The following is a 20,618-nucleotide window of genomic DNA, read 5'->3' on the forward strand; positions in this document are numbered from 1 at the left end:
AGATGGAACAGCCCCGGTCTACTGCTTTTCTCTGACCACTGGACACCGGCCACCGACCACTTGCCCCCATCGGGTGCTCCGAGGTCTCTGAATTCGTCCTCGTGCTCGTCCTTCCTCCTCGAATCACTCGACCGGTGCGGGTCGAGGACGAGGGACGAGAAGGAGGACGAGGACGGGCGTTGAGAAGCGGATCACGCGCGGCCGCGGGGCACGAGGCCGGCGCGGAAGACGTTCTCGCCGGGATACGGGATGCCATCGGGGTTGGGGGTGTCGATGACCTCGATGCCGAGCAGCTTGAAGGCGTCGAACAGGACCGCGCCGACATGGGCGAAGGCGACGGCGGCGTGGTGGTGGTAGTTGCCTAACAGGACGTGGCGGTAGAAGCGGTGGAAGCCCGGGATGTAGGCGGTGCCGGTGCAGCCGAAGGTCCGGGGATCGAGGTCGAGGAAGTGGCCTTCGCAGATGTAGGCGCGCAGCTTGTCGCCGTGGCCGTGGACCTGGCAGACGGTGATGGGTGAGGCGGAGATCTGGCCTTCGATGGTGCCGCGGGTGATGTCGGGATCGCTGTCGGGCTCCATCATCCGCTTCATGATGAGCTGGTATTTCATCTCCGGGTTCTTGAGCAGCTTGCTGGCGGTGTTGCCGCAGTGGAACATGCCGACCATGTCCTTGAGCGGGTAGTCCTTGAGCGACTCGTGGAGGTTGCCGGGGATGGAGTGGTTGATGTCGAGCACCGTGACGGTGTTGTCGCTGGCGTACTGGGCCATCAGCTCGGCGACCAGCGAGTAGGCGTCGTTCTCGCAGGCGACCGGGAAGCCCTTGTCGGCCATGCGGCCGTTGATGAAGCAGGGCACGTGCTTGAGCGACATCTCCTGCTCCGACCAGCACTGGGTGGCGGCGCCGGAGAGCTTGAGGCGTTCGCGGAAATTGCGCACGGCCTGCTCGTAGTCGGAGAGGCGGTGGGAGAACTCCTTGTCCTCGGGGATGGACGGCATCTCGGCCTTCTGCTCCGCGGCGATGTCGTCGGTGGACGACTGGATCGCCTTGATCTCGTTCTGCAGGTCGAAGAGACCGAGTTCCTCGATCTCGATGCCGACGGACTGGATCGAAGCGAGGTTGTAGTTGCAGGTCTCGAAGTCGCGCGGGCGCGGACCGAAGAGCCCGAGGGTGGCATTGCGGATGCCCTTGACCACCTTGATCATCTTCACGAAGTGGCCGATCTCGGCGGCGCCCTCCTCGGCGGAAACGATCGGCAGTTCGGGGATGTGGACGCGGTCCTGGAGGTCGCGCTTGCGGATGGCGAGGGCGGCGGAAAGAAGGCCGCAGAGCGCGTCGCCGCGCTTCTGGATGAGGTTGATGGCGCTTTCCTCGGCGGCGGCGATGACCATCACCGGCCCGGGGAAGGCCTTGACGAAGGCGGCGTCCTCGATTTCCGGCGAGAAGTTGCCGAGGAACAGCACCGCGGCATCGACCCCGGCGGCGACCAGCTGGGCGGCGGCCTCGGCAGCGTGGGCGCGGGTCTCGATGACCGCGCATTCGCCCTGGGGCACGACCAGCCCGACTCCGTCGGCTTTGGCGGCGGCGATCAGCTTTTCCGAGCGTTCGACGGCGAGTTCACGCGGGAAGCAGTTGCGGGAGGCGGATACGAAACCAAGGGTGACGTCGGGCGAAAACTGGCCAAGTGGAAGATGCATTCCCCATGGTCTAGTGGGAGACCCGGGAAAGGGAAATCAGAATTGTGTCGTCCCCGGAAACGGGGACAAGCGGCGGGTCGGCGACACGTCATTGACCGGGCTTGCGTGGCGGTGGCCGCGGGGTTTCCATGGACCATGGCATTCACCCTCCACCCCCGGCTGCTGGCCGGCGGCGTCCAGCTCGGCGCCCAGCGCGGCTGCCTGGTCCTGCTGAAGAACAACGCGCTCTTTCCCTGGATCATCATCGTGCCCGAGGTGGAGGAAGGCATCGAGGACCTGCACCAGCTCGACCTCGACCGCTACGCCGACGTGACCGCGGTGATCCGCGCCGTCTCGCAGTGGGTGAGCGGCCATTTCAAGCCGGAGAAACTCAACGTCGCCTGCATCGGCAACCAGGTCCGGCAGATGCACATCCACGTGGTCGGCCGCTCGTCCGCTGACCCGGCCTGGCCCGGGGTGGTGTGGAGCCACGATGGCAAGGCCGCCTACACCGACGATGAGGTGGCCGAAATCGCCCGCGCCTACCGCGACGCTTTTCCATGAAGCCGCGGGGAAGATCCCCCGCCCCTGCCGCGTAAGCAGCCACCCATGAAACTCCATCCCGTCCTCTTCCTCGCCCTCGCCGGCAGCGCCCTCGCCCAACCGATCGCCCTCTTCAACGGCAAGGATCTCAGCGGCTGGACCGCCGACGTGCCGGACGCCGACAAGAAGCCGGACATCGCTCCGAGCTTCATCGTCCGCGACGGCCTGCTGGTGTCGCTGGGCAAGCCGCTGGGCCACCTGGTGACCGACGAGGAATACGCCAACTACCGGCTGGTGGTGGAATACCGTTTCCCCGGGAAAGGCGGCAACTGCGGGGTGCTGGTCCACGCCTCGAAGCCGCGGGCGCTTTACGGGATGTTCCCGCAATCGATCGAGGTCCAGATGCAGTCGGGTGAAGCCGGCGACTTCTGGTGCATCGGGGAAAACATCGAGGTCCCGGACATGGACCGGCGCCGCCCGCACAAGGAAGGGCAGAAGTTCGGCGGCGGGCCGCAGGACGCGCGCAACATCAAGAACCTGACCGACGACTCCGAAAAGCCGCTCGGCGAGTGGAACACCATGGTGATCACCTGCAAGGGCGACACGGTGACGGTCGAAGTGAACGGCACCGAGGTGAACGCCGGAACCGGCTGCACAGCCAGCACGGGCAAGATCGCGCTGCAGGCGGAAGGCACGGAGGTGGAGTTCCGCAAGGTGGAACTGGAGAGGATCCGGTGAAAGCCACGGCCCGGGGGCAGTTCGTTAGATGGAGGGAGGCACCACAATCGAAGCGGAGCGGAGATGGACTGCAGGTCAAATCTTCCGAATTGGACGAATGGTGGAAGCCCCGGTTGACGAAGGCGAGGCAGGGCTTTCGCCCGACCAACGGACCGAGGCAGGGAGGAAGAGGAACCGCGAAAAGCGCGAATGGACGCGAAAGGAAGAACCCTCGATTGGAGGGGCGCCAATGCTTTCCATTTTCGCGTCGTTCCGCGTGATTTCGCGGTGGCTGACTTCTTCTCTATCGAAAAGGCAATTGCTGGCAGCGACCCTGCTGGCCCTGGCCGCTTGCCGCGAGCAGCCGGCCGCGGTGACTGCCGACCGGACACCGGCCTTCTGGATCTGGCACCGGTCGAGTGCGCTGTCCTCCGCGGAACAGACGCGGCTCGACCAGGCCGGCAGCCAGCGGATCTACCGGCAGGTCGGGGAGTTCGGCTGGAGCGACGACGGCTGGTCGGCGCGCGCGGTGTGCCCGGCCGCGGTGGTCGCCGGATCCCCTGACACGATCCCGGTGGTCCGGCTGGATCCGGGACCGGCGGTGATGGAGCGGGCGGATGCCGCGGCTTCGCTGGCGAAGTGGATCCGCTTTCACTTCGGCGAAGCGGTGCCGGATCGGTTGCAGATCGACCACGACTGTCCGGCACGCCTGCTCGGGCGCTACGCGGAATTCCTTTCCGAACTGCGGGCCGAGCTGAAACTCCGGGAGCTTTCGGTGACGGCCCTGGCATCGTGGATCGAGTCCCCGGCGCTGCCGCGTCTCGGCAAGGCGACCGACGAGCTGGTGCCGATGTTCTACGACCTGAGCGCCGACCCGCCGCGCGATATCGCGGCGGGCAAGGCGCTGCCGATGGCCGGCGATGACGGCAAGCGCTGGATCGGCCGCTGGAAATCCTGCCCGGCCGCGTGGCGCGCGGGCTTGCCGAACTTCGAGCGGCTGAGCCTTTTCGCGGGCGACGGGTCGCTGGTCGGCCACCTGCGCGACTGGTCGCCGGAGACGCTGGCCGGATCACCGGTGCTTGTGGCCGTGCCCGGCTTCGCCGGCGGCGCGGCCTACCGGGTAAAGGAGGACGCGCGCTACCACGGAACCGCGCTGGCCGCCGGCCAGTTGCTGGTGTGGCGGGCGCCGGACGATGCCGCCTTGGTCGACCTGGTCCGCAGTTCCTTCGACGCCGGCGCGCGCGGGATCGTCTGGTTCGCCCTGCCCGGCCCGGGCTTGCGCGCGGTGCACACCCCGCCCCATCTCGCGGCGCTGGCCCGCGGTGAAATCCCGGCCCCGTCGCTGGAAGCGATGCGGCGGGACGACGGCAGCGTCGTGCTCCGCAACAAGGGCCCCGGCGACCTGGCAATCCAGCCCGGCGCGGAGCTCCACCGCCTCGAGATCACGGCCGGCCGTCCCGGTGCCTTCAGCGCGGCGGGACCCGGGGAATTCGCCGCGAGGCAATCGGCGCTGCCGGTGAACTTTTCAAAGAATATCATCCTAACATTCACGAAACTCGACGTAGGTTCAGAGATCGCCACCGAGGCCGGACTGGTCGCCGGCCGCACGCTCCACTGGTCCGTCGACGGCGCCGCACCGCTGCCCTTGCCATGAAACGCCGCTACCTGCTTGCCGCCCCTTTGCTGCTCGCCTGCGGACCCTTTTTCTATCAGGCGCCGCCGCCGCTGGAGAACTACCCGCGGCGGATCCCGGGGAAGAACTGGCTCGATGTTTTCCACGACGCCAGCCCCGCGCCGGCGGACGCGGAAAGCGCCCCGGGGATGATCCAGGCCTGCTCGGACCTGGTGAAGGCCCTGCCCGCCCTGCCGGCTGAGACCCGGCGGGCAAAGATCGACGAGATGCTGCGGCGCAACCGCGAGGGCGACTTCCGCCTGCGGGCGGCGAACTTCCTCCACGAGCTGCGGGAACTGGCGGCCGACGATGCCACCCTCGCCGCCGCCGGTCCCTACCTCGAGTGGCGGATCGGACGCCTCGGTCTGCCGGCCGGCTTCACCCGCTCCGCACCGGCGCGGCGCTGGGACTGGGACGACGATGATTACCAGGACGCCCTCCGCGATTACCGTGACAAGCTGGAAGCCGCGACCGGATGGCTGGACGCGGCCATCGCGGACGGTCCGGCGGTGCTCCTGCCGAACCTGAAGGTGCAGAAGGCGGCGATGCTTTTCGAATACGGCAGCAAGGCCGAGGCCCGCGACTTGTTCCAAGAGGTGGTGGAGTCGAATCCCGACCATCCCCGGGCCGGCGCCGCGCGCTTGATGACCGGCCGTTGTTCGCTGGACCTGTCAAGGAGCAAGGCGCGGGTCCCGAACCCAAAGCCCGGCGAGGAGGAAGAGATCATCCGCCTCCGCCGCCAGGCCCGCGAGGAGCTGCTCGCCTGTCTCGAACGGGAACCGCAGGGACGCTTCGCCGCCGACGCCTGCGGCTGGCTGGCCGCGGTCGCCTCCGATCAGGGAGACCTGGGCGAAGGCATCCGGCGCCAGCTCCAGCGGCTGGAGCTCCAACCAACCCGCGAGGTCCGGCGCTCGGTGCTGCGCGAATGCGACCGCTTCTTCACCACCCTCTATGCCGCCGAACCGGACCGCGCCTACCACGGCAGCGGGCTGCCCTTCGACGAGATCGCCGCGCATCCGGACGTTTGCCGCTTGTTCGTCCACCACTCGCTGGACCCGGCGGCCATGGCCGGCATGCCGTCGGCTTATGAAAACTTCTCCAGCGACCGCTCCGCCCTGAAGTATCTGGAAGCCCGCCTGATCCGGCCGCTGCCGCTGGCCAAGGAATGCCTGTCGCGCCTCGGCGAAGCGATCACGCGGCGCTCCGCCGGCGCGGCCCCGGACGTCTTCTCGCTGGGTGTGCTCGCCTGGTCGTCGTACCGCAACGGCGAGGCCAGCACGGCGCTGGCCTTGTTCGACCAGGCCCTCGCCAATGGCCCCGGAGACTCGCTGCTGCATGGCCGGGCATTGTCGCTGACCGCGCTGGGCCGCCATCAGGAAGCCGCGGCCTGTTTCGACGACTTGGTCCGCGAGTTCCCCGACGGCAGCTTGACGCAATCGGTCGCCTTCGAACACGCGATCGCGCGCTTCCACGCCGGCGAGGCGGGCGAGGCGCTGCTGATGTTGATCGCGATCCGCGACGAGGACAGCGGCGCACCGGGCGGGATGCTGCAGCCGGAATTCGAGGTGCCGCAATGGATCGACACCATCGCCCAGTTCGCGCCGCTGCGACAGCTGTCCGCGCCGCTGGTCCGGCTGCCGGCGGACGACCTGCGGGCGCGGATGCTGCGTGGCATCGTCCGCAGCCGGGCGCTGGCCGCCGAGGATTTCGCGCTCGCCCAGCGCTATCTCGACCCGACGCTGGATCCGGACGTGCCGGTCCCGCTGCACCTGCGCTGGAGCCTCCCGCGCAACCTGCCGCTCGACCGCAGCCGCTGGCAGAAGGAACTGCAGTCGCTCGCCGGTGCCACCCAGCTGCTCGGCGACGAGCCGAACGCCGCCGGCCACCTCAAGATCGGCCGCCGCTGGAAGAAGCTGCGCGGCACCGTGCTGATGCCCAGCGAGTGGCTCAACGACTACTCGCAGAGCGAAGGCGAGAAGCTCGAACTGCTGCGGCGAACCAATGCCATCTTCCTCGGCTTCAGCCGCGACGAGGTCGAAGCGGAACTCGATTCGCGCGACGAGATGTTCCATGCCTTCCGCCATTTCATGATCGCCGCGGAAACCGGCACCGATCCCGACGTCGTGGCGGCCGCCCTGGAAGAGGCGAACGAGGCGCTGTTCCGGCTGGCCGAGTTTTCCCTCTACGGCGCGACGCGGGCGTTCGAGCGCGATCACACGGCCCTGTCCGCGAAGTTGGTGGCGCGATTGCAGCGCGACTTTCCCGATCGCCCCGAAAGCCGGCGCGCGGTCACCTGGACTTTTTCCGCCCCGGCCCTGCTCGAGCCGTGGATGCCCGGGGACTACTCGCCGGGGAATTCTGCCGACCTTATCGCCGCCGGCGTCCTCGATGCCAAAGCCAGGCGGTCACGGCGCTGGTCCAAGTCACCCGGGGACGAACTGGCCGCGCAGATCCGCCAGGAACTCCGTGAAATCAGCAAGACCCCCGCGGACGGCGAAGGCAGCGGCCGGGAGGCCCTGGCCGGGCTGCGCCGTCGCTTCGATGCGAATCGCCGACTGATGAACGAGTCCGGGATCCTCGGCCTGGTCGACGATCTGGATGATCTCGCAAGCGTCGCGGCGGAGCCCGGGATCAGCGACGAGATGTTCCGCCGCTACGCCAGGCTGCGCTTCGCGCGGACCGTGCCCGCCGAGATCGACGAGGAATGGGCACCACTCGCACCGTGGCTGGCGTTCATCGACCGGATCCGCCCGGTCGACCGCCCCGGTGAATGGCGGGTTCCTAACAACGACACGGTGGCCTCGTGGGAAAACTACCTCGCGGACTATCCCGACGGCCCGAAGACGGAAGCGGCGACGCTGCGGCTGCTGCGGTTGAAGGTCCGCGCGGTGTGCCCCATTCCCCAGGTCGAGGCCTTCCCGTTCCCCGATGCGCCGATTCCCGGCGGCTACAAGCGCCTGGAGGGCGTGCCGGACCTGGACCCGAAAGTCGCCGCGGGCCTGGTCGACGAGCTGGACGCCTTTGACGCCCGCTTCCCCGCCGGACGCTATCGCGCCGACATCCTGCTGCTCCGTGGCGCGCTCGATGCCGGCACCCGGGACTACCCCGCGGCGCTGCGCAACTTCGCCGACGTGCTGGCCGACCCTTCGCATCCGGAGCTGCGGATGAATGCCGCGCTGCGCTTCTCCGAGCTGTGCCTGCGCCTGCTGGACCGCAACGAGCGCCCTGCCGTTGCCGCTGCCTTCCGGGGCAAGCGCGAGGCGCTGCCGTTCCTGAAGAATCTCGCCCACAGCGACACCTGCGTGTCGCGGCTCCGGCCCTTGCTGCCGTGGCTGGAGGCGGAGTGATGATGATCGACTCGCCGGTTCGTCGCGATTGAGGCACCACGAATCATTCGAATCCGGCGAATGGGGAGGCTGCTGTCTGGACGCAGCCGCCCACACGAAATCGAGGGGTTGAGGGCGCGCCTGCGCCCGTGATGAGCGCAGGCGCCTCGCAGGCTCAGTGGTCGCAGGTGCAGGCGTACTCCATGTGCTCGCAGGTCGGGCACTCCGCGAGGTTGACGTTGAACTTTTCGGTCACCGTCTTCGCGTCGGGAGTCATCTTTACCATGAGCACGATCGGCACGAGCTTGCCTTCCGGCAGCGGCTTGTCGGAGACCAGGGCATCGCCGTCCTTGGCGAAAGTGAAGCGGGTGGGCTTCGAGCGTTCGCCGCCGATCGCGGTGACCGTCTGTTCCTTGAGGGCGACGGCCTTCCCGTCCTCGCCGAGGAAGGTCAGCTTGAGCTTCTTGTCGGGCATGACGAAAAACTCGAAGTGAGGTTCGACCTTGTCGATGACGCGGCCGCCGTTGGGGCCGGCTTCGTGCTTCTCGTGGTGATGATGATCATCTTCCGCGCGGAGCGTCGGCGTGATGGCAAGGCAAAGGGCTGCGAACAGGATACTGATGTTGGTTTTCATGGTTGTGGTTGGTTTTGACGTGAATGGAGCCGGTGAATTCATTGCGCACCGGCGGCGCCGTGGAGGATCGACTTGGCCGCGGCCTTGCGGCCGATCAGCCAGAACATCGCGGGGGTCACCGCCATGTCGAGGAAGGTGGAGGAGATCAGGCCGCCGACAATGACCACCGCGACCGGGTGCAGGATCTCCTTCCCCGGCTGGTCGGCCGCCATCACCAGCGGGATCAGCCCGATGCCGGCGGCGAGCGCCGTCATCATCACCGGCACCAGCCGTTCCTGGGTGCCGCGGATGATCATCTTGCGGGTGAACCCCTCGCCCTCGTGCTGCATCAGGTGCAGGTAGTGGGAGATCATCATGATCCCGTTCCGCGCGGCGACCCCGCCGACGGCGATGAAGCCGACCAGGGTGGCGATGCTGATGTTGTTCAGCTTGAGCCAGGTGAAGGCCAGCCCGCCCATCAGCGCGAGCGGGATGTTCACCAGCACCTGCAGCGCCAGCGAGGCACTACGGAAGTACCCGTAGAGCATCATGAAGACCGCCACGAAGACCAGCGACGAAAAGATCACGATCCGCTTCGTCGCCTCCTGCTGGGCCTGGAACTCGCCTTCGAACACGATGAAGTAGCCCTCCGGCCGTTTCACCTTTTCCGCCACCTTCTCCTGGAGCTTCACCACCAGGTTGGAAACGTCGCGCACCGTCGGCTTGATGCCGATGGCGAAGCGGCGCTGGCTGTTCTCGCGGAAGATCACGTTGGGCCCCTTCGCCTCGCGAACGTCGGCGATCTGCGCGAGCGGCACCCATTGCTTGTCGGAAACCTGGATCGGCAGTTGCGAGATCTTCTCCGGCGAGTCGCGCCACTCGAGCGGCAGGCGGGTGACCAGGTTGACCACCCGCTGGCCGTCGTAGAGTTCGGCGACCTGCTTGCCGCCGAGCAAGGCGGACAGCTCGTTATTGAGTTCGCCGGGTGAGATCCCGTAGGCGAGCGCGCGGCTGCGGTCGGCCTCGATCCGCAGCTGCGGGATCGACGAGGCCTGGTCGAGCTTGGCGTCCTCGAAGCCGGGGATGGTCTTCGCGATCTCTTGCACCTCGATCCCGATCTCGCGGATTTTCTCCAGGTCGGGACCGAAGACCTTCACCGCGACCGGGGCGGACACCCCGCTGAGCATGTGGCCGATGCGGTCGGCGAGCGGTCCGCTGACCACCGCAAACACGCCCGGCACGGTCTTCACCTTCGCGGAAATCTCGGCGAGGATCTCCTTCCGGGAACGGCCACCGCCCTCCCCTTCCGCCTCGCGGAAGTCGACGTCGAACTCCGCGGTGGAAACCGGCACCACGTGGTCGCCGCGTTCCGCGCGGCCGAGGCGACGGCCGACCTTGCGGACCTCGGGAATCGACAGGATCTGCTGTTCGATCACATCGGAGATGCGGTTCATTTCTTCCAACGAAGTCCCCGGCGCCGAGGTCGCGGCGACCAGCGCGGTTTCCTCCTCGAACTTCGGCAGGAAGTCCTTGTTCATCCGCGGATAGAGTGAAACCGCGGCCACCAGCAACGCGAAGGCCAGCAGCAGCACGGTCAGCGGCTGGCTGAGCGCGAAGCGCAGCAAGGTCCGCTCGAGCAGCCACTTCATCGCCCGGACCAGCCGGCCGTCCTCGTGCTTGTGGCCGGCCTTCGGATGAAGGAGCAACGAACACAACACGGGGATCACCGTCAGCGAAACCACGAACGACGCGATCATCGAGACGATGGTCGCCATCGCGATCGGCGCGAAGAGCTTGCCCTCCACCCCGCTCAGGCCGAGCAGCGGCAGGAAGACGAGGATGATGAGGACCGTCGCGTAGAAGATCGAGTTCCGCACTTCCCCGGAAGCCCTGGCGATGACCCCGAGCCGCGGCGCCGGCCGCTCCAGCGAGGCGTTTTCCCGCAGGCGCCGGAAGACGTTTTCCACGTCGACGATGGCGTCGTCCACCACCATGCCGATGGCGACGGCCAGACCGCCGAGCGTCATCGAGTTGACGCTGACGTCGAAGAACTTGAACACGAGCATGGTGATCCCGAAGGACATCGGCATCGCCATCAGGGTGATGAAGGTGGTGCGGAAGTTCAGCAGGAAGAGGAACAGCACGATGGTCACCATGATCGCACCGTCGCGGATCGCTTCGGTGAGGTTGCCGATGGCGTGGTCGATGAAGTCCTGCTGCTGGAACAGGGTCGTCGTCTCCATGCCCGCCGGCAGCGCGGGCGCGAGTTCGGCCAGGGCCTTCTTGATCTCGCCGGTCAGGTGGCGGGTATCGACGCCGGGAGACTTGGTGATCGACATGATCACCCCGTAGGTCGGCGATTTCTCCGGGCTCATGCTGACGGTGGCATCGCCGCGCATGGGCTCGATCCCCCACACCACCTCGCTGACGTCGCCGATCGAGATCGGCCGGTCGTTGACCTTCTTGACGACGGTGTTGGCGATGTCGTCGAGCTGCACGGTCATGGCGAGGTTCCGCACCATGATCTCGGTCGGCCCGGTGTTGAGGAAACCGCCGGTGGTCCGGTTGACGGCATTCTCCGCCGCGGCCTCGAGTTCCTCGAAGCTAACGTCGTTGGCATACATGCGGTTGGGGTCCGGCTGGATCTCGATCTGCCGGACGCCGCCGCCCATGTTGAGGATCTCGGCGATTCCCGGGACGCTCTGGAGGCGGCGCTTGATCGTCCAGTCGGCGATCGAGCGGACCTCCCCGGGCGCGATGTAACCGGGCTCGCCCTCCGGGACGGTGGAGCGCACCCCGACCAGCAGGATTTCCCCCATCAGCGAGGCGACCGGGGTCATGAACGGCTCGACACCGGGAGGCAGTTGCTCGCGGGCGCTCTGCAAGCGCTCCTGCACCAGCACCCGGGCGCGATAGATGTCGGTGTCCCAGTCGAACTCGGCGTAAACCAGGGCGAGTGAGACGTCGCTGTTAGACCGGAGCCGGGTCAGACCGGCGACGCCCATCAGCGAGCTTTCGACCGGCAAGGTCACCTGGGTCTCGACCTCCTCGGGCGAAAGCCCGGGGGCCTCGATCAGGATGACGACCGTCGGCTTGGTGAGGTCCGGCAGAACCTCGACCGGCAGCTCGGTGGCGGTGCGGATGCCCATGACCATGATCAGGAGCGAGACCGCGATGATGATCGCCCGGTTGGCGAGCGACCACTGGATCATCTTGTTGAGCATGGTCAGCGATCCTCCGGCGGGTTGTTAGAATGCGGGGACTCCTCCCCCGCGGCTCCCTGCTTGCGGGTGACCAGTGAGATCACGAGCAGCACGAACAGCACCCCGGTGGCGTACTTCCACAGCGGATTGCCGGGCGGGGCCCCGGCCGGCGGCAGTCCGGCCTCGGCCCGCTTCTTCGCCTCCATCTCGGCCGCCTTTTCGGGCGTGAGTTCCGATCCGTCCTCGGCGTGCTCGTGGCCGTGCGCCGCGTCGAGCGCTTCCTTCAGGGAAACGCTGCTGGTGCCGGCGAAGGACAGCGAGTAGCCGCCGCGGGTCACCACCTCGTCGGCGGGAAACAAGCCGCCCACGACCTCGGCGAAGCGATCGTTCATCTGGCCGACCTGCACCGGCGTCTTGATGAAGGCGTTCGGCAAGTCGAAGTGCCGGACGTAGACGAAGCGGTTGCTGGCCTCGCCCTGCAAGGCGGAGCGCGGGATGCTCAGCACCCCGGGCCGCTTGCTGAGGACCACCGAGAACTCGGCCCGCATGCCGGCGCGGATCCGGCCGTTCTCGTTGGGCAGCAGGAAGATCGCGTCGATGGTGCCGCTTTCCTCGTCGGCGGAAGTGCCGAACCGGACCAGCTCGCCGTCAAAGGTTTCTTCCGGCAACGCGACCACCCGGATGTGCGCCTGGGTGCCCGCCTTGACCCGGCCGGCGAAATGTTCCGGCACCTTGGCGACGGCATACACCTCGCCGAGGTCGGTGATTTCCAACAGCGTCTGGTCCGGGTTCATCGGTTCGCCGAGGCGGACCATGGCCTTGGTCACGAGGCCGCCGATCGGTGCCTCGAGGGGGATCACCGGCGGAGGATCGCCGGGTTGCCGGCTCTCAATCTTCGCCACCACCTGGCCGGCCTCGACGGTATCGCCGGGATGGGCCTGCAGTTCGACGATGCGTCCGGCGATGCGGCTGCTGACACCGGCGATCTTTTCGGGGATCGCCTCGATGTGACCGAGGGAAAAGAAGGTCTCCTCGAAGTCGGCCTCCTCGACCTCGACGGTCTCGATCCGGAGGTTCTTCACGCCGGTTTCGTCCAACACGATGGTGTTGGTGTCCTCCGCGGCCGCGGCCGGGAGAATGGCTGCCACAAGGAGCAGTAGTACGGGAAATCTCATGGAAAAATCAAAGGTTCACGGTTTGCCCAGCGCGGCCTGGTGGCGGACCCGGGCGAGGTTGAATTCCCTCAGGGCATCCAGCCCGGAGGATCGGAGCTGCAGCAGTTTCTCGCGGTTGCGGAAGACCGCCTGGATCTCACCCTGGCCGTTCTTCACCGCGTTCTCCGCCGCCGCGACCTGCTCCTCCGCGAGGGGGATCAGGGTGCCGTCCAGCTCTCCTAACAGCGCCGCCCACTCGTCCATCTCGGCGCGGGCGGCCCCGACCTCGAGGCGGATCGACCGCGCCAGCGCGTCCGCCTCCAGCCGCTTCCGCTCGGTGCGGGCCCGGGCTTCCTCGATCGCCCCCTCGTTCTTGTCCCACAGCGGCAGCGGGATCTTCACGCGGAGGCCGACGATGCCCTCGGTCTCGTAGCCGTCCGGGGCATCCTCGCTGCGTTCCGCCGCGGCGAAGATGCCAGCCTCGAGATCCTCGAAGCGCTTTGCCTGTTCGACGGCAAGCTGCCGGTCGGCGACCGCGACCTCGAGCGATGCGGCCTGGTAGTCGGGACGTTTCGCCGGATCCGCCGCCTGCCCGACCTTCACCGGTGCAGGAAGCTTGCCGCCGACCACCAGCGACTCGTCGGGACGCATGCCGAGCAGCGGTTTGAGCGCGCCGGTGACAGTCGCTTCCTCGGCATCCAGCTGCCGCATCGAGACCTGCAGGCCGGCTGCCTCCAGCCGGGCCTGGCCGGCATCGAGGCTGGAGCCCTCACCCTTGTCGGCGAGTTCCCTCAGGAAGCCGGCGAACTCACCGGCGAGCCCGGCCTGGCGGTCGAGCAGCTCGCGGCGCTCGCGGATCGCCAGCACCTTGACCACGCTCTCGCGGGCCGAAGCCACCAGCAGGCGTTCGGCCTCACGGACCTCGGCCTCGGAGGCGTCCAGTTCGGCGGCGCCGACCGACTTCTCGAGGCGCAGCCGGTCGGTCACCGGGAAGCGCTGGGAGAAGCCGAGTTCGAAGGTCCGCTCGCGGAAGTTGCGGTTGTGCTCGAAGCCTGCCTCCAACTGCGGGTTGGACAAGCGGCCGGCCTGGTTCATGCGGCCAGCCGCCTCGCGGATGCGGAGCCGGGCGGCGGCCAGGTCGGGATTCTGGGCCCGGACCCGGTCGCCCACGCTGGCTAGCGAGACGACCAGACCGGGTTGTGCGCCGGCGGCCGTACAGACCGCGAGCGCCATCGCCATCATGGCGGGAGATTTGAAAGAAATCATATGGGTAAAATGAGAGTCCGCCCCGCAAAAGCCGGGACCACGGACAGGAGAAATCGGACAAGGAATCCGCCGGCCGCAAAGGGGCCATGCGAAGGGACGGCGAGCCACGCGGGCACGCCGGAGCGCCATCAAGCGGCGCTCAAATCAACGGCGGCTTGTCCAACTCGAAGACCGGGGCATCGGGCGGCAAGGCCGTCCACCAGGTCACGCCGAGCCAGCTGTGGGCCAGCACCGGCACCCGGTTGCAGGCGATCTCCACCCCGGCCAAGGGAGCCGGGTGGCAGCACGCGTGCGAGTGGTGTTCATGCGGGCCCGGAGGACAATCCGGGCCGTGGTGATCCCCGTGGGAATCTTGATCGTGCCCGCAGCATTCGGTCGCGTGGTCATGGCCATGGGAATGGTCCAGGGCGAGCACACGGCCACCGAGCCCGACGATCACGCCGAACACCAGGAGCCATGAAAACCAGCTGCGCACGCGCCTTACCAACTCCCTAACTGCCGCTTCCGCAAGTTGATTTTCATTTCCTCCCTCCGGCGATGCCGGCCCCCGCTTGGCGCTTGGCACGCCCGCGACGGCGACTCAGCCTCGCCCCATGCCGGTCGCCGAACCCCAGAAAGAGCTGCGTTTCACCCGCGCGGGGCAGGCGGCGATCTTCTGGGTCGCGGCGGCGGCTTGCGTGATGGCCGGGCTCGTTTTCTTCCTGCTGACCCCGCACCGCGCCGACAACCCGGCCCTGCCGCACCCCGCGTGGGGCTTCGTCCCGCTGGCGCTGGCCGCGCTGCTCGTCCGCACCGCCTGGCGCTGCACCAAGCACGCCTACATTCTGCTCAGCCCGATCGGCGTCGAGGTGTTCCCCTTTTTCCGTCCGGACAAGCACATGCAGGTCGTCCCCTGGCAACAGATCGCCGCCGTGGACATCGGCGACAACGTCTTGACGCTGCATTTCTCCCCGGACAAGACCTCCGGCATCCACCTGTCCCTCGCCCCCATCGCCAAGGACCGCCGCGCGCTGCTCGCCCGGGCCATTGAAGGGCGCTTCCAGGGGCCGACTCCCTAACACCGCCATCACCCGCCTTTCCCATGCGCCCGCCATCCCGCCAGATCCTTTCCGTCGAAGACGCCTTCGGGCAGCAAAGCTGGCACTGCGAGCTGGTCGAGGGCCGCGACGTGCTGCGCGCGGTCTTTTCCGGCCACCACACCCGCATCGAGATGACCGTGCAGGCCTATCCGCCGATGAACGCGCTGGCCGTCATCGGCGAGGTGCCGATGCCGTTGGACGACGAGCACCGGCCCTACCTGCTCGAGCTGCTGGTCCGCGCCAACAAGTCGCTCAACCTCGGCGGCTTCGAGTTCGACCTCGACCGCGACCGGCTGGTGTTCCGCATCACCAACCTCTTCGACAAGGACCGCTATGACGCCGACATCGTCTCGTCGATGGTCCACTGCACCGTGGCCGAGCTCGACCGCCTCGCGCCCTACGCCATCACGGTGATCCGCACCCCGGAAGACCTGCTCGACGACCTCGACCTCCAGCGCCTGCTGCAGCGCGAGGACTTCATCCCGCCGGTGCCGGGCGACGAGGACGACCTGCCTTGATCGGCCGGGTGGATTTTTTCCGCAACCGCGGCCGTTCCCGGGCTATGTCATGGACGGAGCCCCGCCGTGATGAAACCCGATGTCCATCCTTCCGCCGACCCGCAAGCGGAGTTCGTGCAGTTGCTGACGGCGCACCAGAGCCTGATCCACACCTTTGTGCTGTCGCTCGCCCCGCACAGCCCCGACGTCGAGGACATCGTGCAACAGATCAACCTGGTGCTGTGGCGCAAGCGCGACGACTTCGAGGCAGGCAGCAATTTCCGGGCGTGGGCGCTGACCGTGAGCCGCTTCCAGGTGATGGCCTACCGCAAGAAGATGGCACTGCGGCGGACCGACCGGCTGAGCGACGAGGCGATCGACCTGCTCGCCGCCGACGCCGCGGAGGAAGAGCCCGCGTTCCTGGCAAAACATCACCAGGTGCTACGGGTGTGCTTCGAGAAGCTGGGGAAGGCGGACCGCGAGCTGCTGATCCAGCGCTACTGGAAGAACACCCCTTTGCGCGACTTCGCGGTGATGACCGGACGATCGGAAGCCGCCCTGAAGAGCAGTCTCCACCGCCTGCGGCTGGCGCTGCGGGTGTGCTTGAAAAAGAACCTGCCCGCCGGCTGAGCCATGGACCCGCGACCGTCACCACGTGAAGTGCAGTCCTTGATCGAGGGCTTCGAGGACCAGACCTTGTCGGAGGCCGAGCATGACCGCTTCGTGCGCCTGTTAGAACAAAGCGCGGAGGTCCGGAAACTCTACCTCGAGCACATCCGGCTCAGCGGCTTCCTCCGCCACGAGGCCCACAACCGGCGGATCCTCGGCAAATTGTCCTCGCTCTCCGACCGCAAGGACGGGAGTTCCCGGCGCCGGATCGTCCTGTCCGGGCTGGCCGCGGCCGCGTGCCTGATGGCGCTGGCGGTGACCGCGGCCTTCATCCGCGTCCGCGGCGGGATGAAGGTGACCTTCCGGACCTCGCCCGGCACGGTCTGGAGCGCGGTCCACTCCAGCGACGGCCCGCGCCGTGACCCCGACGATGTCCTCGGCGAAAAGTCGCGGCTGACCGTGGACCAGGGCACCGTGGACCTGGCGCTGCCGCGTGACGTCAGCTGCCTGCTGTCCGGCCCGGCGGAGCTCGAGATCGTGGACAAGTCCACCGTGCGCCTGGTGCGCGGCGCCGCCTGGTTCCGCGTCGGCCATGACGGCCGCGGCTTCACGGTGGAGGCACCGTCGTTTACCGCGGTCGATCTCGGCACCGAGTTCGGCGTGCGGATCCCCGGTCCCGAGTCCGGCGACGCGGAGTCGCTCCACGTGGAGGTCGGCCGGGTGAATGCGAGCCTGCAGGGACAAAGCGCCACCCTCGAGCTCCGCGCCGGCGACGGCGTGAAGGTGGTGGACGGTGCATGGGTCCGCGTTCCCGCCGCCGGCGATTCCTTCCAGAAATCACTGCCGTCCACCCTGCCCTACCTGCACTGGACTTTCGACGAGCCGGGCGGCGACACCTTCGCCTCCACCGGCAGCCTGCCGCGAGCCGACCGCTATCCCGCCGTCATGAACCACCTGCGCGAACCCGTCGACGTCGCGAAGAACCATGCGCCCGGCCGCTTCGGCGGCGCCCTCGCCCTTCATGCGGCCGGCGACTGGGCGGAGACGACCTGGCCGGGTATTTCCGGCAATGCCCCGCGCAGCGTCGCGCTGTGGATCAAGATCCCCGCGCCCGACCAGGCCGTCTGGTCGGGGCAGCGCAAGAACGTGCCGCGCCGGAACGTGGTGTCGTGGGGCGATTGGGCGAGCCCCGGCGAAGCCTGGTCGCTGGATTTCCCGATGCTCGAGTCGGGCGACTACGGATTCTTCACCCGCTGGGCCCCGCACGACGGCGGCGTGTTCACGCCAACCCAGGTGCTCGACGGCACCTGGCATCACCTGGCCAGCGTCTACACCGGCAAGACCCGCGACGACGGCACCGCGGAGATCGTCCACTACGTCGACGGCGTCGCCCACCACGCGCATTACTGGCGCGACCGCGCCCGTTCGCCGGAACCGGTATCGACACGCAGCCACGGGCCCGACTCCCAGCCGCTGCGCTTCGGCCTCACGGCGCTGGTTCCGGAAAGCGACCTGCCGACCTTGTTAGGGGTCATCGACGAGGCCTACGTCTTCGCCGGCGCGCTCAGCGAGGAGCAGGTCCAGCTGCTTTATCAGGAGAACCGGGTCGCGGGCGGCCGCGATTGAGTTTCCCGCGCAAAAACCCGCGATTTTCCGAAACCCGGCCGGGTCCCGTTCTATTCCGGTGTGGCAAGCGGGCGTCCAAGTGTCCCGCGCGCCGCATTCCGAACCCATGAAAGAACCCATCTCCTCCATCGTGCCCGCGGCCCTCGCCCTGGCATCCTGCGCCAGCCTTTCCCACGCCGGCCTCGTCGGCCACTGGAAGTTCGACGAAACCTCCGGAACCGTCGCCGCCGACGAGAAGGCGGCCAATCCCGGCACCGCCTTCGGCGGCGTCACCATCAACCAGCCCGGCAAGGCCGGCGGTGCCTACCAGTTCGACGGCACCACCAACGGCCGGGTGGAAATCGGCAGCGCCACGTTCCTTCCCGATCTCACGGCCACCCCGGCCCTGACGATGGCCGGCTGGATCAAGACCACCAATGTCGCCAACGCGCAGAGCGTGATCTTCATCGGCGCCAATAGCGCGAGCGACCAGTACTACCAGCTCGCCACCAAGAACCCGAACGGCGAGGCCCGCGGCGTGGTCCGCTCGGGAAACTTCACCGAGGCCCTCGGCACGGTGGTCACCGACGGCGAATGGCACCACCTCGCCACCACCATCGAGATCACGGGCGGCAGCAAGACCATCAAGACCTACGTCGACGGTGCGCTCGCCAACACCCTGACCCAGGCCGACACGCCGCCGTCGCCGCTCAACGATGTCGAGATCGGCCGCCTCGGACGATCGTCCCCGGCCGACTTTTTCAACGGGCTGATCGATGATGTCCAGGTCTACGACGAGGTGCTCGCCGACACCGAAATCGAGGCGCTCTTCGACAACCCCGGCCGCTCCCTCGAAGGCGACAGTGACGGCGACGAAATGCCTGACCTGTGGGAAATCGCCCACGGCACGAATCCAGACGTCCCCGATGGGGAAATCGACAACGACGCCAACGGCGGACCCGACGGACTGTCCAACCTCGAGGAATACCAGAACGGCACCGATCCCCAGGAGTTCGATAGCGACGGCGACACCTTGAGCGACGGCATCGAGGTGAAGGCTCTCCACCCCAGCGGCTTCGCCAGCGACCCCAACTCGGTCGACGGCGACAACGACGGGGTGACCGACGTCGAGGAACACAACGGCGTCCTCAATGTCGCATTTTCCAATGCCGCCACCGACCCCCTCGACGACGACTCCGACGACGACGGCATGCCCGACGGCTACGAGCTGACCTGCAACACCCCGGGCACCGCGCTCGACCCGAATGACGACGGCACCACGGATGCGACCCAGGATCCCTATGGCGATCGCGACGTGGATGGCCTGGAGAACATCGCGGAGTTCGACCCGTTCCAGGGCCCGAACACCTTGAGCCCCCGGACCCGGGCCGACCTCTTCGACACCGACGGCGACGGCTACAGCGACAAGGCCGAGGACAACTACGGCAGCTGGGCCAGCATGACGGCCACCGGCACCAACCCGGTCATCCCCGACAGCGACGGGGACGGCATCGACGACGGTGACGAGAACCCGGACACGAGCTACGCCGCAGGCAGTAATTCCGGCAGCGACCCCAATCTTCCGGACTCCGACTTCGACGGCTTCAGCGACGGCGCCGAGTTCAGCCAGAACTTCGACCCGACGGACGAGTCGGTCCATCCGGAGCTGCCCGCATCGCTTGCCACCGAGAACTTCGACTACGCCGAGGCCACCCCCATCAACGCCCTGAGCGGCGGGGATGGCTGGATCACCGCCTGGTTCAACGATCTCGGCCAGTACGTGGTGACCGACGGCGCCGCCGCGGGTCAATCCCAGCGCGCCCCGGGCGACACCACCACCTTCGCGACGGACCGCGCCTTCCGGAGCTTCCCCGAGGTGGGGTCGGGAACGCTCTACCTCACCTTCAGCGCGTCCGTCACCGCCACCTCGCCGACCTCGGGAAATCCCGGAGGCATCTCCACCGCGGGCATCTCGCTGTTCTCGGGCGGCACCACCGGCACCGAGTGGACCTTCCTCGGCATCCGCAACGACTTCTTCCGCCTCGACGGGGCGAGCAGCGGCAACGCCAACGACCGCAGCACGGCCGCCGGCACCGCCACGGCCATGACCCCGGTCCGCTTCGTGCTGGAGATCATCTTCGATCCGTCCCCGGGCGGCATCGAGACCTTCAACGCCTACATCTTCCCCGACGACCAGATCCCGGCCGAGCTGCCCGCGGTGCCGACGCTGACCACCAGCTACAACATCGGTGACGGCGTTCGGATCGACACGCTGCGGCTCTTCGACAACGACGACGTCGCCGGCACCTTCGACAACATCGCGCTGGTGACCGACTTCAGCGAGATCGCCGGCGAAGCGGCGCCCGTCATCACCTCGGTCGCCTTCGACGGCAGCCACAACCTGGTGATCGACTTCCTCGGCAAGGCCATCACCAGCTACGACGTGACCAAGTCCCCGGACCTGACCACTCCGTTCGGGCCGCTGACCGTGCCGCAATCGGTGATGACCGACATCAGCGGTGCCGGCCAGGCAACGATCCCGGCCAGCGAGGCCTCCGAAGCCCGCGAGTTCTACCGCCTGGAAGAAGTCGTCGAGTAAACCCTCTCGTCTCCGTCTTGGGTTGGGTTACCCCGCCGCCCGGGCGTCCGGCACCGCCGGAT

General features: G+C 67.6%; 15 protein-coding genes. 9 read left to right on the plus strand and 6 right to left on the minus strand.

Translation table 11 applies throughout. The features are described 5' to 3' along the window. Positions 1–191: 191 nt before the first annotated feature. The gene (locus tag IG178_RS19500) at positions 192–1,694 is read right to left on the minus strand and encodes an L-fucose/L-arabinose isomerase family protein (protein ID WP_193214259.1); all 1,503 of its coding nucleotides are present in this window, start codon (positions 1,692–1,694) and stop codon (positions 192–194) included. A gap of 135 nt (positions 1,695–1,829) precedes the next feature. Here IG178_RS19500 and IG178_RS19505 point away from each other — a divergent pair, with 135 nt between their 5' ends. From IG178_RS19505 to IG178_RS19520, 4 genes are all read left to right on the plus strand, one after another. Continuing rightward, complete coding sequence (locus IG178_RS19505) at positions 1,830–2,237, plus strand: HIT family protein (RefSeq protein ID WP_193214260.1); 408 nt, start codon at positions 1,830–1,832, stop codon at positions 2,235–2,237. A gap of 45 nt (positions 2,238–2,282) precedes the next feature. Continuing rightward, on the plus strand, positions 2,283–2,954 hold the full coding sequence (locus tag IG178_RS19510) for a 3-keto-disaccharide hydrolase (RefSeq protein WP_193214261.1): 672 nt from the start codon (positions 2,283–2,285) through the stop codon (positions 2,952–2,954). A gap of 229 nt (positions 2,955–3,183) precedes the next feature. Continuing rightward, on the plus strand, positions 3,184–4,587 hold the full coding sequence (locus IG178_RS19515; protein WP_193214262.1) for a DUF3142 domain-containing protein: 1,404 nt from the start codon (positions 3,184–3,186) through the stop codon (positions 4,585–4,587). Beyond that, positions 4,584–7,952, plus strand: coding sequence for a tetratricopeptide repeat protein (locus IG178_RS19520; protein WP_193214263.1), 3,369 nt, complete (start codon positions 4,584–4,586; stop codon positions 7,950–7,952). The genes IG178_RS19515 and IG178_RS19520 overlap by 4 nt, the downstream gene beginning before the upstream one ends. A gap of 154 nt (positions 7,953–8,106) precedes the next feature. Here IG178_RS19520 and IG178_RS19525 read toward each other — a convergent pair whose 3' ends face one another. The 5 genes from IG178_RS19525 to IG178_RS19545 form a co-directional block, all read right to left on the minus strand. Further along, positions 8,107–8,565: a hypothetical protein gene (locus tag IG178_RS19525; RefSeq protein ID WP_193214264.1), complete on the minus strand. Its 459-nt coding sequence runs from the start codon at positions 8,563–8,565 to the stop codon at positions 8,107–8,109. Between the two features lie 38 nt (positions 8,566–8,603). Then, positions 8,604–11,768, minus strand: coding sequence for an efflux RND transporter permease subunit (locus IG178_RS19530; RefSeq protein ID WP_193214265.1), 3,165 nt, complete (start codon positions 11,766–11,768; stop codon positions 8,604–8,606). A 2-nt stretch (positions 11,769–11,770) separates the two neighbouring features. Beyond that, positions 11,771–12,922 (minus strand): efflux RND transporter periplasmic adaptor subunit, encoded by a 1,152-nt coding sequence (locus IG178_RS19535; protein ID WP_193214266.1) that lies wholly within the window; start codon positions 12,920–12,922, stop codon positions 11,771–11,773. A 15-nt stretch (positions 12,923–12,937) separates the two neighbouring features. Next, entirely contained in the window at positions 12,938–14,167 is a 1,230-nt protein-coding gene (locus IG178_RS19540; protein ID WP_193214267.1) for a TolC family protein, read from the minus strand. A gap of 139 nt (positions 14,168–14,306) precedes the next feature. Continuing rightward, entirely contained in the window at positions 14,307–14,642 is a 336-nt protein-coding gene (locus IG178_RS19545) for a hypothetical protein (RefSeq protein WP_193214268.1), read from the minus strand. A gap of 118 nt (positions 14,643–14,760) precedes the next feature. Here IG178_RS19545 and IG178_RS19550 point away from each other — a divergent pair, with 118 nt between their 5' ends. The 5 genes from IG178_RS19550 to IG178_RS19570 all read left to right on the plus strand — a co-directional run bounded on the left by IG178_RS19550 (position 14,761) and on the right by IG178_RS19570 (position 20,556). Beyond that, the gene (locus IG178_RS19550) at positions 14,761–15,225 is read left to right on the plus strand and encodes a hypothetical protein (RefSeq protein ID WP_193214269.1); all 465 of its coding nucleotides are present in this window, start codon (positions 14,761–14,763) and stop codon (positions 15,223–15,225) included. A gap of 23 nt (positions 15,226–15,248) precedes the next feature. After that, the gene (locus IG178_RS19555) at positions 15,249–15,764 is read left to right on the plus strand and encodes a YbjN domain-containing protein (protein ID WP_193214270.1); all 516 of its coding nucleotides are present in this window, start codon (positions 15,249–15,251) and stop codon (positions 15,762–15,764) included. Between the two features lie 69 nt (positions 15,765–15,833). Continuing rightward, a complete protein-coding gene (locus IG178_RS19560) occupies positions 15,834–16,373 on the plus strand; it encodes a sigma-70 family RNA polymerase sigma factor (RefSeq protein WP_193214271.1) in 540 nt (179 codons plus the stop codon). 3 nt (positions 16,374–16,376) lie between these two features. Next, positions 16,377–17,978, plus strand: coding sequence for a LamG-like jellyroll fold domain-containing protein (locus IG178_RS19565; RefSeq protein ID WP_193214272.1), 1,602 nt, complete (start codon positions 16,377–16,379; stop codon positions 17,976–17,978). A 106-nt stretch (positions 17,979–18,084) separates the two neighbouring features. After that, entirely contained in the window at positions 18,085–20,556 is a 2,472-nt protein-coding gene (locus IG178_RS19570; RefSeq protein ID WP_193214273.1) for a LamG domain-containing protein, read from the plus strand. Positions 20,557–20,618: the final 62 nt, after the last annotated feature.

This window comes from Neoluteolibacter marinus, from assembly GCF_014904755.1.
GTDB classification, from domain to species: Bacteria; Verrucomicrobiota; Verrucomicrobiia; order Verrucomicrobiales; family Akkermansiaceae; genus Haloferula; species Haloferula marina.

Bases quoted from the DNA above. Each gene is read 5' to 3' on its own strand.
- IG178_RS19500 (WP_193214259.1), bottom strand. From the start codon at position 1,694: ATGCATCTTCCACTTGGCCAGTTTTCGCCCGACGTCACCCTTGGTTTC.
- IG178_RS19505 (WP_193214260.1), top strand. From the start codon at position 1,830: ATGGCATTCACCCTCCACCCCCGGCTGCTGGCCGGCGGCGTCCAGCTC.
- IG178_RS19510 (WP_193214261.1), top strand. From the start codon at position 2,283: ATGAAACTCCATCCCGTCCTCTTCCTCGCCCTCGCCGGCAGCGCCCTC.
- IG178_RS19515 (WP_193214262.1), top strand. From the start codon at position 3,184: ATGCTTTCCATTTTCGCGTCGTTCCGCGTGATTTCGCGGTGGCTGACT.
- IG178_RS19520 (WP_193214263.1), top strand. From the start codon at position 4,584: ATGAAACGCCGCTACCTGCTTGCCGCCCCTTTGCTGCTCGCCTGCGGA.
- IG178_RS19525 (WP_193214264.1), bottom strand. From the start codon at position 8,565: ATGAAAACCAACATCAGTATCCTGTTCGCAGCCCTTTGCCTTGCCATC.
- IG178_RS19530 (WP_193214265.1), bottom strand. From the start codon at position 11,768: ATGCTCAACAAGATGATCCAGTGGTCGCTCGCCAACCGGGCGATCATC.
- IG178_RS19535 (WP_193214266.1), bottom strand. From the start codon at position 12,922: ATGAGATTTCCCGTACTACTGCTCCTTGTGGCAGCCATTCTCCCGGCC.
- IG178_RS19540 (WP_193214267.1), bottom strand. From the start codon at position 14,167: ATGATTTCTTTCAAATCTCCCGCCATGATGGCGATGGCGCTCGCGGTC.
- IG178_RS19550 (WP_193214269.1), top strand. From the start codon at position 14,761: ATGCCGGTCGCCGAACCCCAGAAAGAGCTGCGTTTCACCCGCGCGGGG.
- IG178_RS19555 (WP_193214270.1), top strand. From the start codon at position 15,249: ATGCGCCCGCCATCCCGCCAGATCCTTTCCGTCGAAGACGCCTTCGGG.
- IG178_RS19560 (WP_193214271.1), top strand. From the start codon at position 15,834: ATGAAACCCGATGTCCATCCTTCCGCCGACCCGCAAGCGGAGTTCGTG.
- IG178_RS19565 (WP_193214272.1), top strand. From the start codon at position 16,377: ATGGACCCGCGACCGTCACCACGTGAAGTGCAGTCCTTGATCGAGGGC.
- IG178_RS19570 (WP_193214273.1), top strand. From the start codon at position 18,085: ATGAAAGAACCCATCTCCTCCATCGTGCCCGCGGCCCTCGCCCTGGCA.